At 52.7% G+C, this 13,351-nt stretch carries 11 protein-coding genes; 3 read left to right on the forward strand and 8 right to left on the reverse strand.

Going from position 1 to position 13,351, the window contains the following annotated elements:
• Window positions 1–79 precede the first annotated feature (79 nt).
• Window positions 80–1,546 carry a mannitol dehydrogenase family protein gene (locus GZ59_RS04135; RefSeq protein WP_011092522.1) on the forward strand — a complete coding sequence of 489 codons (1,467 nt, stop codon included), beginning with the start codon at window positions 80–82 and terminating at the stop codon, window positions 1,544–1,546.
• 90 nt (window positions 1,547–1,636) lie between these two features.
• Entirely contained in the window at window positions 1,637–2,323 is a 687-nt protein-coding gene (locus tag GZ59_RS04140; RefSeq protein WP_011092523.1) for a GntR family transcriptional regulator, read from the forward strand.
• 160 nt (window positions 2,324–2,483) lie between these two features.
• On the opposite strand, the gene GZ59_RS04145 is transcribed toward GZ59_RS04140, so the two are convergent.
• Complete coding sequence (locus tag GZ59_RS04145) at window positions 2,484–3,419, reverse strand: LysR family transcriptional regulator (protein WP_226302335.1); 936 nt, start codon at window positions 3,417–3,419, stop codon at window positions 2,484–2,486.
• Window positions 3,420–3,545: 126 nt separating this feature from the next.
• Here GZ59_RS04145 and GZ59_RS04150 point away from each other — a divergent pair, with 126 nt between their 5' ends.
• Window positions 3,546–4,436, forward strand: a complete 891-nt coding sequence (locus tag GZ59_RS04150; RefSeq protein WP_011092525.1) for an SDR family oxidoreductase — start codon at window positions 3,546–3,548, stop codon at window positions 4,434–4,436.
• A 138-nt stretch (window positions 4,437–4,574) separates the two neighbouring features.
• Here GZ59_RS04150 and GZ59_RS04155 read toward each other — a convergent pair whose 3' ends face one another.
• The 7 genes from GZ59_RS04155 to GZ59_RS04185 form a co-directional block, all read right to left on the reverse strand.
• The gene (locus GZ59_RS04155; RefSeq protein ID WP_011092526.1) at window positions 4,575–5,936 is read right to left on the reverse strand and encodes an esterase-like activity of phytase family protein; all 1,362 of its coding nucleotides are present in this window, start codon (window positions 5,934–5,936) and stop codon (window positions 4,575–4,577) included.
• Between the two features lie 33 nt (window positions 5,937–5,969).
• A complete protein-coding gene (locus tag GZ59_RS04160; RefSeq protein WP_011092527.1) occupies window positions 5,970–7,304 on the reverse strand; it encodes a phospholipase D-like domain-containing protein in 1,335 nt (444 codons plus the stop codon).
• The gene (locus GZ59_RS04165) at window positions 7,297–7,965 is read right to left on the reverse strand and encodes a MotA/TolQ/ExbB proton channel family protein (RefSeq protein WP_011092528.1); all 669 of its coding nucleotides are present in this window, start codon (window positions 7,963–7,965) and stop codon (window positions 7,297–7,299) included. The genes GZ59_RS04160 and GZ59_RS04165 overlap by 8 nt, the downstream gene beginning before the upstream one ends.
• A 268-nt stretch (window positions 7,966–8,233) precedes the next feature.
• A complete protein-coding gene (locus tag GZ59_RS04170; protein ID WP_011092529.1) occupies window positions 8,234–10,474 on the reverse strand; it encodes a TonB-dependent receptor family protein in 2,241 nt (746 codons plus the stop codon).
• A gap of 77 nt (window positions 10,475–10,551) precedes the next feature.
• A complete protein-coding gene (locus tag GZ59_RS04175; protein ID WP_011092530.1) occupies window positions 10,552–11,301 on the reverse strand; it encodes an energy transducer TonB in 750 nt (249 codons plus the stop codon).
• 1 nt (window position 11,302) lies between these two features.
• Window positions 11,303–11,704 carry an ExbD/TolR family protein gene (locus tag GZ59_RS04180; protein ID WP_011092531.1) on the reverse strand — a complete coding sequence of 134 codons (402 nt, stop codon included), beginning with the start codon at window positions 11,702–11,704 and terminating at the stop codon, window positions 11,303–11,305.
• Between the two features lie 338 nt (window positions 11,705–12,042).
• Window positions 12,043–13,236: a multidrug efflux MFS transporter gene (locus GZ59_RS04185; protein ID WP_011092532.1), complete on the reverse strand. Its 1,194-nt coding sequence runs from the start codon at window positions 13,234–13,236 to the stop codon at window positions 12,043–12,045.
• Window positions 13,237–13,351 lie beyond the last annotated feature (115 nt).

Genomic DNA, 13,351 nt, shown 5'->3' on the forward strand with positions numbered 1-13,351 from the left:
TTGCAGGGCGTTGACCTTTCTGCAACTCGAATTATTTAGGGCGTAGACGTATTTTTTGAATCACCTATCAGGGATAACGATGAGTATTAATAAGTTTTCTACTCTTAAACCGCAGGTTGTGGTGCCGCGTTACGACCGCAGCCAGCTAAAAACGCGTATTGCGCATATTGGCTTTGGCGCATTCCACCGAGCGCATCAGGCGGTCTGTGCCGATAAACTGGCAGCAGAGCAAGGCAGCGACTGGGGTTATTGCGAAATTAATCTGATTGGCGGCGAGCAGCAGATCGAGGCCATTCGCCAGCAGGATTTACTGTGGTCGGTTTCCGAAATGGCGGATAGCGGCTGGAATAGTCGGGTCATCGGCGTGGCGACGACTGCGCTGCATGCGGAAGTCGAAGGTATTGAGGCGGTGCTGGAAGCGTTAAGCGCACCGGATATCGCCATCGTGTCGATTACCGTAACGGAGAAAGGCTATTGCCATCATCCCGCTACCGGACAGTTGAATATCGAACATCCGCTGATTTGCCACGATCTGGCGTTACCCGCAGAACCACGCTCCCTGCCCGGTGTGATTCTGGCTGCCATCAAACGCAGACGAGAACGCCAGCTACCGGCATTCAGCGTGATGTCCTGCGATAATATGCCGGAAAACGGACACGTTACGCGCAACGTTATCGTGCAACTGGCTGAACAGCAGGATGTCGGACTGGCGCGTTGGATTGAACAGCACGTCACCTTTCCCTCCACCATGGTGGACCGTATTGTCCCCGCCATTACCGACGAAACGCTGGAGACGATCCAAGGGCAACTGGGCGTCGCCGATCCGGCTGGGGTCGCCTGTGAGCCGTTCTTCCAGTGGGTGATTGAAGATAACTTCGTTAACGGTCGCCCCGCGTGGGAAAAGACTGGCGCGGAGCTGGTACAGGATGTGCTGCCGTTTGAGGAAATGAAGCTGCGCATGCTTAACGGTAGCCACTCGTTTCTGGCGTATCTCGGCTATCTTGCTGGCTATCAGCATATCAGCGAGTGCATGCAGGACAGCGCGCTGGTCGCGGCAGCGCACCATTTGATGCTGCGTGAACAGGCACCGACGCTGCGTACGCAGGGTGTCGATCTTGCCGCCTATGCCGGTGCGTTGCTTGATCGCTATCGTAACCGTGCGTTAAAACATCGTACCTGGCAGATTGCGATGGACGGTTCGCAAAAACTGCCGCAGCGGATGCTGGATTCGATCCGCTGGCATTTGGCGAACGGTAGCCGTTTTGATGCGCTGGCGCTTGGCGTGGCGGGATGGATGCGCTATGTCGGCGGTGTAGATGAGCAAGGGCAACCGATTGAAATCAGCGATCCGCTAAAAGAAACGATCGCTGAAACGGTGCAAAACAGTATGGAAGGGGAAAGCCGTGTCGTTGCATTGCTGGCGCTGACGGCAATTTTCGGTGAGGATTTACCGCAGAATCCCGCTTTTGTGGAAGCTGTGACGCAGCACTATTTATCGCTGTTGGTTAACGGTGTGAAAGGAACGTTGCAGGCGGCAGACTGGTAGGATGAAAAGCGCGGCGGGTTCGGTAACACTGACACTCGCTGCGCTAAGCGTGTATCATAAGCGGTAAATTTCTTGGCTAAGCACAGCGGCATGGATACCTCTTTTCAGATCAACAACAGCGAACCAGTCAACCAGCAAATTTATCGCGTACTGCGCAAAGACATTGTGGAATGCAATATTCCGCCGGGTAAACTGCTGTCTGAAAAAGAAATCTCTGTGCGTTTTGATGTTTCTCGCCAGCCGGTCAGAGAGGCCTTTATCAAGCTGGCCGAGGCCGGACTGGTGCAGATCATGCCCCAGCGCGGCACGTTTGTGATGAAGATCTCTGAGCAGCGCGTGGCGGATGCCCGCTTTATCCGTCAGGCACTGGAATGCGCCATTGTGCGCCGTGCAGCCGAAATGGTGACGGATGAGCAACTCTTGACGCTAGAGCACAACTTACGCCGTCAGGAACTGGCCGCGCAGAATGAACAGGTTCGCGAGTTTCTTAGCCTCGATGACAGCTTCCATCAACTTCTGACGCAGATTGCCAACTGTCCGCTGGCGTGGGAAACCATCGAATCGATCAAAGCGACGATGGACCGCGTGCGTTTTCTCAGCCTGAGTCAGGTTTCACCCCCGCCAAGCCTAATCCAACAGCACTACCTGATTTTTAGCGCCCTGAAAGCGCGCGATCCCGATGCGGCGGAAAAAGCGATCCGTGAGCATTTACAGGAAATGATCTATTCGATCACGCCGATTGCACAGCAGAATAGCGACTGGTTCGAGCACGCCTGAGCGGGTATTGCGATATCCCGATCGCTATAGGTCAGCCGATCGGTAATATCGTAAGCGATGGTGCTAAATACGCCATTTGCTGGGGTTGAACGTTGAGGAAGCGCGCTCTCTGCGAGATGTCCCGAGAAAATAATCGACACAGATTTTGAGAGTGTGATGATCATACTGCACTAAGGTTACTGCCAGACGGGGATAGACCCTTGCTCAGAATATCGAGGAATGCACTGATTCTGGGAATGGTCTGTCTGCTTTTTTGCCATGCAAGATTAATCGGTAGCCCCTCAGTGGTTAGTTCTGGCAGAACTTCTACCAGCGTTCCTTTATCGAGTTGCTGTTTAATCAGCCATGAAGGAAGCTGCGCAATTCCAAGTCCTGCCAAAACGGCGGTGACCTGCCCTTCGCCGTCCCCAATCGCAATCCGCGCCGGAAATGCTTTTCTTTCCGTATCATGAGGCTGCCCCCCAGAGAAATGCCAGGGGGTGGTCATGCTATTATTTTCTGCATAAACGATGCAGGCATGTTGCTCCAGATCTTGCCTGTTCTTTGGTTGGCCATTTTTAAGCAAATAGGAAGGAGATGCGCAAAAAATTTGTTGTTGAACACCTAAATATCGATGCCCTAACGTATTTGACCATATATTAGAACCTCCGATTCTAACGATGATATCAATACCCTCAACCACAGGGTCAACAAAACGGTCGGAGAAGGTAATATGCGGGGTCAGCAGGGGATGTTTTTCAATGAAATTAAGGATAACGGGTAGAACATGCAAGCGTCCGAAGGACGCTGGTAAATCGATCCGCACTTTCCCTCGAGGGTCTGTCGTTTCAGACTGCATCGCAAGTTCCGCTTCTTCCAAATCCGCCAGCACGCTGGTGCAGGTGCGATAAAACGCGACACCGGAATCCGACAGTGACAAGCGTCGCGTCGTTCTATCAAATAACCTGACTTGTAGCCGACTTTCCAGTCTGGCTATCCCTTTACTGACTGCTGAACTGGTTAAATTCATTTTTTCTGCTGCCGCGGTAAAGCTCCCTACATCGGCAACGCAGACAAACAAATCAATCCCCTTTAAACGTTCTGAAGAGTACATCATGAACCTTATTGATGAATTAAATTCCCGTCAATTTGTATTTTATAACGCAAATACGAAATAAATTCACAGTAAACTCACTGATATCAACGCGACTTGATCATCCTTTTTGAAAAAATAGAGGCAGCCATGATGAATACGAAAAAAACAACCATCCTTATTACGGGGGCGACGGGTCAGATCGGCGGAGATACTTTACGTAACCTTTTGACCGATGACTCGATTACTGTTGTTGCAGCAGTAAGATCGCCAGCTAAAGCAAAAGCGTTCGAGGAGAAAGGGATCCGTACCGTGATCCTTGATTTCGACAAAGTTGAAACACTGGCTCCAGCTATGGAAGGGATCGATCGCGCTTTTCTGGTTACTGGATATACCGTGGATATGTTACGTCAGAGCAAAGTATTTCTTGATGAAGCAAAAAACATGGGTATTCGCCATATCGTACATTTGGGAGCCTGTGGCCGTGACGATAGCACTGTGGCACATTGGGTTTGGCATCAATACATAGAGCGCTATATTGAATGGTCCGGTTTCTCTTTTACACATTTACGTCCGGAAACGTTTATGCAGAATCTCCTAAGTTACGATGGCACTAAGGCCATTAAAAATGGAGTAATTCAACAATATACAGGCGATGCACCATTCAGTTGGGTAGATGGCGAAGATGTCGCACTGGCTGCCGCACAGGCTCTTTTACATCCAGATAAACACGGTGGGAAGACTTACCGTTTAGGTTATGACGCCAAATCTTATGGTGAAATAGCCGCGATTATGACTGAGATTCTCGGTCAGCCATTCAGCTATGAAGCCCTTGATCCGACACTGTTTCTTGAAAAAATGCGGGAAGCAGGTGCTGAAATGGCTTATATGCATTGTGTTTACGATAATTTCCGTAGGGTTGCTGCCAGAGATATTCCTGGCGTCGATGATACATTCGATAATTTCCCTAGTATTGTCGGTAAAGAACCCGTTCGCTGGAGAGAATTTATCGAAAGGCACAGAGATGCTTTCGCTTACTAAGCGGTATTAAATCATAAGACCATATTTGTTTTCGGAGATAGGGTTTTTTGATAACCCAGCTCTATTCGAGTACGCCTTAGTGGCTGAATTATGGCTTCCACCTTTGGTGCGATCCTCCGGTGGAGGCCATGCTAAAAGCTATTTCAGCGGCTGCGCCAATTTAATTAACCACAGCTCGTTATCGGCTTCTGGTTTCTGCAACGGTTTGATTTCCAACGTCGTATCGACCGACTTTCCGTCTCGCGTGAGTTTTCCATCGGCAGCGACCTGATAGTCGTCCGCTTTGTCTTTTGCTTTCATGGGAGAGTGCAGCACGGATTGCAGACCAAAGTCGTTGTCGTTGATGATGGCCAGCGTTTGTTTATCTACCAGCGCCAGACCTTCCACTTTCTCCTGCTGCCAGCCGAGCTTACGTAGGTCAACCAACTCCTGCTTGTGCGCCAGCGTAATACCGCGTTTCTCCAACTGAGCGAGATCGTCAAATTCCGGCGATTTACCGTCGGCATCAAATGGCGTCAGGTCGCTTGCTTTGCTTAGATCGACCAGATAGATGCGGTTCTGCATCTGTTTGTCTTTATCCGTACCTTGCTCGACCAGCAGAATGCGCTGATTGTCCAGTGCGACGATATCGCCGATCTTGGCATCCTTCGCTTTCTTATAGCTGTCGATGTTGATGGGATAACCCAGCATGCGGCTGGTTTGGGTTTCCGGATTAAACATCACCAGACGCGTAAACTGCGCTTTGTTTTTACTTTTGCCGTCGATATCCAGCGTACTTTGCACGGCCATGACGATGGTGCCGTCCGGCAGGCGAGTCAGCCCTTCAAAGCCCCGATTCGGCTGACGCCACTTGATGATATTCGGTAAGCCGCTGGCAACCGAGTGCTCATTGCCCGCAGGCGTTGGCCCGAATTTTTGCAGGATCTTGCCGCTGGCATCAGCGTGGATCAGGAACGGGCCGTATTCGTCACACAGCCAGAAGCCGCCTTTGCCATCCGGCGTAATCCCTTCGGTGTCGAGTCCACGCTGGCTGGTGCGGAGCGGTTGCAGGGCGTCATTCAGCGCCACTTCATTGGTGGCGCCAATAAAGTCTGCTGGCAGCGGTAAGCCAGTGATGTTGCCCTCTGCATCGTGCAGCGAGCGAGGGTTTATGGCTTCGGCCGCTTTCGCGCTGACCCGAATGTCCATCATCAGCGGCGCGTAGTCGGGGCTGGCGAAGATCTTGGCGTCTTTCTCGCCGACCAGCGGTGCATCGGCATTTGGGCCACGATCGGTGACGGTGGTGAACATCAGGTCATCACCCTGTTTGCCGGTGAAATAGAGGCCAGAGCCAATGCCGACAGGCAGACCGTTGGGAAAGTTTTTGGCAAATTTGCCCTGATACGGAACATGATCCCCAGCCGGGAAGGTGACGACATAGCGCGTCACTTTTTCTCTTTCGGCCTGGGCGCTGAACGGCAGAAATCCGGCAACCAGCAGTGCTAACAACGTGTGTTTCATGCTATTCCCCATCAAATGTCATTCTGGTGGTGGCTACGGCGCGGTGACCGTGCCGCCTGTCGTGGATGAAGCGGTGTTTTCTTGCTCTTTCTCTTTCACGCCGCCCGGATTGGGCTGCGGGTAATCATAATCAATACGCAGAGGATGCGCGTACGCACTGTTCCACAGTTGTGTATAGAGCAGGTCTACCCGCTGCGCCATCGCTGGGTTCTGAATCACCATCTCTAGATTACGCGAGTTATCCAGATAGCCACCGCTCCAGTTGCTGGTGCCGATCCAGGTTTTCGTGCCGTCGATGGTCATGATCTTACTGTGGATCACGCGGGCAAAAGGGATGAAGCCGCTGCTGACTTGCGGTATCGACACCGTTTTTATCTGGATGTTGGGTAGCAATGCCAGACTTTTCAGGTAGGCGATATTCGGCATTTTGGTGCTCCATTCGGACACCATCAGCTCTACCTGTACGCCGCGTGCGGCGGCGGTGCGAATCGCGTTATCGATAACCGCATAGAACGGGCGCGTTTTATCGGGGCCGTAGGAGAGCGGGACATAATCCATCACCTGAATGCGAACCTGCTGCTGGGCTTCCGCCAGCAGACGAGGGAGTTCTTCTTCTGAATCCATCACGCCAGCGGGATTAAACGCTTTGGGGCTGGCAACCAGATAGTTGCCTGAACGGTCAACGGCATCCGTCGATGCGGGTAGCGGTGGAACGGTTTCTCCGTTGCTCAGTCGCGCCTGTGCCTGCCAGTCTTGTTCAAAAATGGTGCTAATTTGATTCACCACGCGTGGGTCGTCGATCAATAACCCCGTTTCGTGAATGTGCTCCAGCGCTCGCCAATCAAGATTCTGGCTACCCATGTAAGCCTGTTTGCCATCAACCAGCAGGTATTTGGCATGCAGAATCCCGCCGCTCAGGCGTTCAAAGGGAATCACGCGCAGTTCCAGATTCGGGATGGTTTTGAGCTGATCCAGCGTGTCCTGTGTGGAAATTTTTAGCCCTTTTTCTTCGAGCAGCAGACGGATTCGCACGCCGCGTTCTCCGGCGGCACGCAGATGCTGTAAAACGCTATCGAGGCGTGTTCCTGCCTGATTAGCGACATAGAATTGGCCCAGTTCAATCGTGTGCTGGGCGTTATCAAACAGCGATATCCACACCGCATCGCTCGGGCGTAAATCGGGGGTGGTCAGCGTGGTTTCCATCGGGGCGTCATAGACGAGCTCATAGCCGGGAATTTTATAGCCGAGAGCGTTGGAGTCGGCATAGGCTGACGCACTTACAATAAGCAATACGCCTCCTGTCAGCAGCGTGTTGATGCAATGCTTCCAGCGTTGCCCCGGATACGTGAAACCACCACGATTAAGCATAGCGTTTCTCCGCCATCGCTTTCTCTGTCATGGAATTATGTGCCACCGCAGGGCCCGCTTTCTGTTGGCGAGTATGCGGCATTCCGGCACGAATCAGCAGGACTTTCAGCATTTCGTTGATGTGTTCCATCCGGCTTTGCAGAAAATTGTTCCCCAGCAGGCAAACCAGTGCGATGGCGATCCCCAGTCCGGTGGCGTACAGCGCGGTTCCCATTCCGGCAGAAACCTGACTCGGGTCGGAAATTCCGGCGGCGGACAGGGCTTTGAAGGTGTCGATGATCCCCATGATGGTGCCGAGCAGCCCTAGTAACGGTGCTGCGGTAACGACGGTTTCGAGAATCCATAGCCCGCGAGACAGCTGTGGCTTACTTTGCAGATATTGTGCGTCGATCAGGTCGTTAAGCGCATCGCGGTTTTCTGCCTGATGTGACTGCGCCAGAACGGGCGTGACTACTGTGATAGGCAGGCTTGGGCGCTGGGTCAGTGCGTCTGGGAGATCGTGAACGTGGCGAATATCCGCCGTTAGCGCGCGGTCCAGACGTTTGGCCTGCCGGCGTGTATAGGAAAAATAGAGACTGCGCTCGATGATGATCATCAGGGCGATCACCAGTGAGGCGTACATGACGTAGAAAATAATCTCGTGCAGCATATCGGCGTTCATGGCCTGATCCTTCTGTTGTCTTGTTGGGCGTGATTTATGATGACGATGTCCGTCGGGCGGGTGTAATGGGTAGATCGTAAAGACGCTGCAAGTACATCCCTGTAAGCTCGAGCCGCGCAGATATGAATCTCATCCCTGAGATTCACCCTTTCAGGGCCGTCGCAAGCGACGTTCAAAAAACGTTCCTGACGTTTTTGTCCCTGGCGCGGACGCTTTACTCTTCTATCCCATTACCCCCGTTTTGCTCTGTGCTTCGGCTATTAACGAATTAGAACGTGGCTTCCAGTGAGGCGCTGAAGGTGCGTTCTTCCCCGACGTTGTAAAACGGTGTGCCTGCCGATACGCCGTTATACGATCTCGAGTTGAAGCTCACTGAGCGTGCTGAGTCGAGATACTCTTTGTCGAACAGATTGCTGACGCCAACGCGTAAGGTGGCGCTTTTCACGATCTTCTTATCCACTGGCAGATAGACGCCGGCGCTGAGATCGAAAACGGTACGTCCGCCGATCTTCTCGTCATTGGTCATATCGCCGTAGAACGAACCGACATAGCGGCTATTCACGCCGGCGTAGTAAAGGCCGTCGTCATAGCCCAGCCCGAGGTTGAGCATATTTTTCGGTGCATTGGCTGCCTGCTTGCCCGTGGTGGGGAGTTGGCTGCCGCTGGTGGCGAGATTATTTTTCTGCTCGGTATCGGTATAGGTATAAGCGGCGAAGTAGTTGAAGTTGTGAGGCAGCTTGCCGCTCCACTCCAGCTCCAGCCCTTTGTTTTCCACTTTTCCAGCGTTGATCATTTCGTAATCACCGTCGGCGTTACGGCTGGAGATCTGGCGGTCGGTAAAGCGGATAAAGAACAGCGAGGCGCTCAGCAGCATGTCCTCATCCTGGAAGCGCCAGCCGAGTTCCTGATTCCAACTCAGCTCAGGTTTGGTGTTGATAGAATCGCCAACGTTGTATAAGACGTAGTTGGGCGGGGTGCGCATGTTGCGCGTGATGTTATAGAACACCTGATTTTCGGTATTGATGCGGTAAGCCGCGTTAAAGCTGGGCAGGAATTCGTGGTACTTCTTGTTCTTTTTCTCTGCGACGTTATACAGGCTGCCGAGGTTAGTTCCGTCACGTTCTACGTGCTGATAGGCCAAACCGCCGGTGAACGTCCATTCTGGTGAGAAGAACCAAGTGTCCTGTACCCAGATTTTATGCGCTGGCGTGACGGTAAACTGGTTACGACCCTGAACCACTTTTCCGTTAGCGTCGGTGATCTGATTGGCATCGCCGGGTTTGCCGGAGACGTTCACCGGGTTGCCGTCGCTCTGGATTGGAATGAATGGCTGCGTTTGGCGCTGGCGGGCACGCTCGAACCAGTAACCGATATCCAGGCTATGTTCATCGTTAAGATCCCATTTCAGCTTGGTGGTGATACCCGGCCGCCAGGTTTCCGTCCATGAAGGGCGGTAGTAGGTGTTCGAGGTCAGATTACGGAGATCGTAGTTACCCGCGCGGTCCGACGTTGCAGATAACACGCTGGCGCTTCCGCTGCCAAAGCTGCCGCCGTTCGTCGAGAAATAGTAAGGCTGTAAGGTCAACGCCAGATTATCGCGTAGCTGCAATTTCTGGGTGAATGTGACATTCAGCGTTTCAAAGTTATTGCGGTTGAGTTTGTAGGATTGAGAAATCTGTCCACGGCTGTTGTAAACCGGCGTCATGGCGTAATCCATCTTGCGCCCGTTTTGCTCGAACTGCCGTTTGCTCAGCGTTGAATAGTTGATGGTATCTTGCTGATTGTATTTCACAATCAGGTTGCTGCTGTGGCCATTTTCATGTTCGTACAGGCCATTCCACTCGACTTTATCAGCGCGGGAATACCCTGCGCCACGCCATTTGTCGGAATCGGTATACGAGTAAGAAAGCCAACTGCTGAAGCCGTTGTGTTTACCGGTTTCCAGACGCGCAAAGGTCTTGCTGAGGTTGTTACTGCCGAACGTTTGCTTAACGAAGCCGCCAAACTCTTTCGCCGGACGGTGGGAAACCAGCCCGATGTTACCGCCGCTGGCACCGATGTGCGGGCCATCCATTTCTGACGAACCTTGGGTAACGAAAATCTGCTCCAGGTTTTCTGGATCGCCCATCCCGTTCGGGTACACGGCGTAGTCGCCGGAGTCATTGACGGGAATGCCGTCCGATGACAGGCCGACCTGATCCGCACTCATGCCGCGCATGGTATAGCTGACGCCGCTCAAGCCGCTGGCGTCATTGCTGCTGACGTTCAGGCCAGCGGTGTATTTCAGTTTATCAATGGCGTTGCCTGCGGCGGGCATCTTGTCCAGCGCGTCTTTCGTCACGGTCGAACGTGATTTGGCGCTGTCTTCTTGAACCATTAGCCCTGCGCCGAGTGGTTGCCCCTGTACGTTGATGGTGCCGACATTTGTCGCCTCCTCCGCCAGCGCGGAGCCTGCCAATAATGCGCCGACGACGGACAAACATACCCCAGAAAGTTTGAACGGTTTCATTTCATAATCCTAGTATTATCAGTAATATACTGTTGATGTTGTTTTGCTGGTTCACTCTCTTGCTCAGGTGCGAAACGCTATTGCGCCTGATAATCAAACGTGGCTAAAAAGCGTTTTGTGCTTTGTCCTGCAAAGGCATCGGCAGGGAAGGCCCGAACCTGTTTGATGCTCTGTAAGCTGGCCTGTGCCGCGCGGTTAAGCAGCATGTTGGGTGCTTTGCTGTTGATCCCAGAATTGATGACTCGCCCTGTGCGATCGACTTCCAGCCAGACTTCAACACGGCCTTCGGGACGTTCAAGCGATGCCTGTCGCCCAGTCGGGTAACGTTTGGTTTGTTCAAGCTGCGCGCGCAGTGCCTGTGCATAGCTATTTTCCAGCGCGGCGACATTCACCGACGGCGCGGATGGTGCAGCATTCGTCGTCGGTGCCGAGCGTTTGATCGGAACTTCCGGGCGTGGCGCAGTCGGTTTGGCCTGAGCAGGCGTTGGTTTCGGTTTAGTTTCTGCCTTGGGCTTAACCTCTGGTTTAGGCTTCGGCTTCACTTCCGGTTTAGGGGGAATAACCGGCGGTGCTTCTATAATCGGGTCTGGCTCATCAACCGGAATCGGCTCGGGTTCTGGTTTCGGCTGTAGCACGGGTTTCGGCTCTGGGAGCGGTTCGGGCTGGGGAATCGGTTCCGGCTCAGCCAGCGTGAGCGCCATGACCGTTTCGTCGTATTGCTGCTGAACTTTCAGCGGTGGCTGTTGACTGGCGAAGAACAGGCAGGTGGCAAAGACCGGTAACGGCAACCAACTGATGGCGTGGCGTGAGCGATAGAGCGGATACATGTCACGATTTCCGGGTGGCGATAGAAATGGACGAGAAGCCCCCCTGACGCAGGGTATCCATGACGGCGACCAGACGCTCAACCTCGACGCTTTTATCGCTGTTGATAATGATGGTGGTTTGCTGGTCTTGCTGCTGTTGCAGCGTATTGATGAGATCGCTCAGCGCCATCGGCTGCCCGTCCAGCTCAAGTTGATCCTGTGCGCCAAGCGTGATGATCGCTTTTTTCTGCGGCTTGAGTTGCTGTGCACTGCCTGCGGCGGGGAGCTGTGTTTTCAGGCCAAGCGCTGGAATAACGTTCATGCTGATCAGGACAAAGAAGACCAACAGGAACATCATCACATCGATCATAGGAACCAAATCGATATGGGCTTTTTGCTTTTTAGGTTCGTTCCAGTTTCTCATTACTCATTTCCCTACAGGCGCGAATGTCTGAATGTCTAAATGTCTGAACAGGGCAATTCGCGTGGCATCGAAACAAAGCAGCCAATATAGGTAGGGTTTGTTTAAGTTTTTTTACATTTATGTGATTAATTTTTCATATTGATACGTTTTGATGGTAATTTTTTGTCAAAAAATAAGTTTTTTTGATGTTTTTACATCATTTTTTAACAGTGGTGGAATAATTCCGAGAGAAAGGAAAAGCACATTAGGCGGGTGAGAACAGCAGAAAATGAATAGCCAGTGAAGCCATTGGCCGAGTCGTTATACTTTGGTTGGAGAGTTATCCTTTGTCAGGATAGCTATCCTTTTCCGCGCGGTTTCTTGAAGGCGAAAAAGAGTTGCAGCGTGTTGCATAGCACCAGAAAAGCGGTCACGACGAACACCCAGCGGAATCCCATCAGGGCAGACACGCCAGAACCCATCAGCGGCCCCAGCACGTTGCCCAGATACATGAATGACTGGTTATAGCCGAAGATGCGGCCTGTCACTTGTTGGCTGCTGTATTTGACTAATAGCGCCTGCACGGTTGGCATCAGTGCGCCATCGGCAAAGCCCAGCATAAAGCGCAGGATGCCGAGCTGTGTGGGGCTTTGTACCAGCGCCATGACGAGGAATAGCAGTACGCTGATTGCCAGCGCCGCGATCAGGACGCGCTGTGCGCCGATTCGGTCGCCTAAACGGCCAAGGCGTGGTGCCGATAGCAGGGCGGACACGCCGGGAATGGCGGCAATCACGCCGCTGATAAAGGCAATGTTGTTCGTGCCGGGAGCCAAATCGCGGATGAACAGCGTCAGAATGGGGCTGATGGAGCCGTTTGCCATCTGGATCATCATCGTCGTAATGAACAGACAGATGATGAGTGCCGGATAAGGTAGAGAAGCAAAGACGGCTTTCCCGCTTAGCCTATTTTCTTTGGTGACTTTAACCACACTCTCTTTGATAGCGAAAAGCGTAATCAGAAAGCTGGTAAACAGTAGGCCGCCGGTGATGAAAAAGACGATGCGTAACCCAATGTAGTCGGCCATAAAGCCGCCGAATAAGGGACCAAGGATGACGCCAGCAATCTGCCCAGTCGATAGCATGCCCAGCGCCCAGCCGCTTTTTTCACGCGGAACCTGTGAGGCAATCAGCGCCATTGCGTTGGGAATGTACCCGGAGGTCAGCCCCATTAGCGAACGCAGGATGAACAACTGCCACACGTTGGTCGCCAATCCCTGCAACGACATCACGATCGCCATGCCGAGTGCGGCACGCAGCAGCATAAGCTTGCGGCCTTTACGGTCAGCGAGGCTTCCCCACAGTGGTGCAACGATGGCAGAGATCAGAAAAGACGAACTGAAGATCAAACCGGACCACAGGCTTAGAGACTCGTGCGAATTAACACCAAGCTGTTCTATGTACAGTGGCAGGAAGGGCAATATCTGGCTCATGGCCAGCCCGGTGAAAAAGCATCCCAGCCAGGCAGAGAAGAGGTTAAGTTTCCAGGTTTCCATGGGGGTCGGAACGGGCCTTCATCAGCGAATAACCAATGGCGAAACCGCGGTGACTGCGCGTGAAAAAGTGTGCTAACCGGCAGTGAATGGCGCTCAATTAATAACGGGCAGTGAC

The organism is Pectobacterium atrosepticum (assembly GCF_000740965.1).
GTDB classification, from domain to species: Bacteria; Pseudomonadota; Gammaproteobacteria; order Enterobacterales; family Enterobacteriaceae; genus Pectobacterium; species Pectobacterium atrosepticum.

Excerpts from the sequence above, each read along its gene's own strand:
- GZ59_RS04160 (WP_011092527.1), bottom strand. The coding sequence starts at position 7,304 with ATGCTTAATCGTGGTGGTTTCACGTATCCGGGGCAACGCTGGAAGCAT.
- GZ59_RS04150 (WP_011092525.1), top strand. The coding sequence starts at position 3,546 with ATGATGAATACGAAAAAAACAACCATCCTTATTACGGGGGCGACGGGT.
- GZ59_RS04170 (WP_011092529.1), bottom strand. The coding sequence starts at position 10,474 with ATGAAACCGTTCAAACTTTCTGGGGTATGTTTGTCCGTCGTCGGCGCA.
- GZ59_RS04135 (WP_011092522.1), top strand. The coding sequence starts at position 80 with ATGAGTATTAATAAGTTTTCTACTCTTAAACCGCAGGTTGTGGTGCCG.
- GZ59_RS04165 (WP_011092528.1), bottom strand. The coding sequence starts at position 7,965 with ATGAACGCCGATATGCTGCACGAGATTATTTTCTACGTCATGTACGCC.
- GZ59_RS04155 (WP_011092526.1), bottom strand. The coding sequence starts at position 5,936 with ATGAAACACACGTTGTTAGCACTGCTGGTTGCCGGATTTCTGCCGTTC.
- GZ59_RS04145 (WP_226302335.1), bottom strand. The coding sequence starts at position 3,419 with ATGATGTACTCTTCAGAACGTTTAAAGGGGATTGATTTGTTTGTCTGC.
- GZ59_RS04175 (WP_011092530.1), bottom strand. The coding sequence starts at position 11,301 with ATGTATCCGCTCTATCGCTCACGCCACGCCATCAGTTGGTTGCCGTTA.
- GZ59_RS04185 (WP_011092532.1), bottom strand. The coding sequence starts at position 13,236 with ATGGAAACCTGGAAACTTAACCTCTTCTCTGCCTGGCTGGGATGCTTT.
- GZ59_RS04140 (WP_011092523.1), top strand. The coding sequence starts at position 1,637 with ATGGATACCTCTTTTCAGATCAACAACAGCGAACCAGTCAACCAGCAA.
- GZ59_RS04180 (WP_011092531.1), bottom strand. The coding sequence starts at position 11,704 with ATGAGAAACTGGAACGAACCTAAAAAGCAAAAAGCCCATATCGATTTG.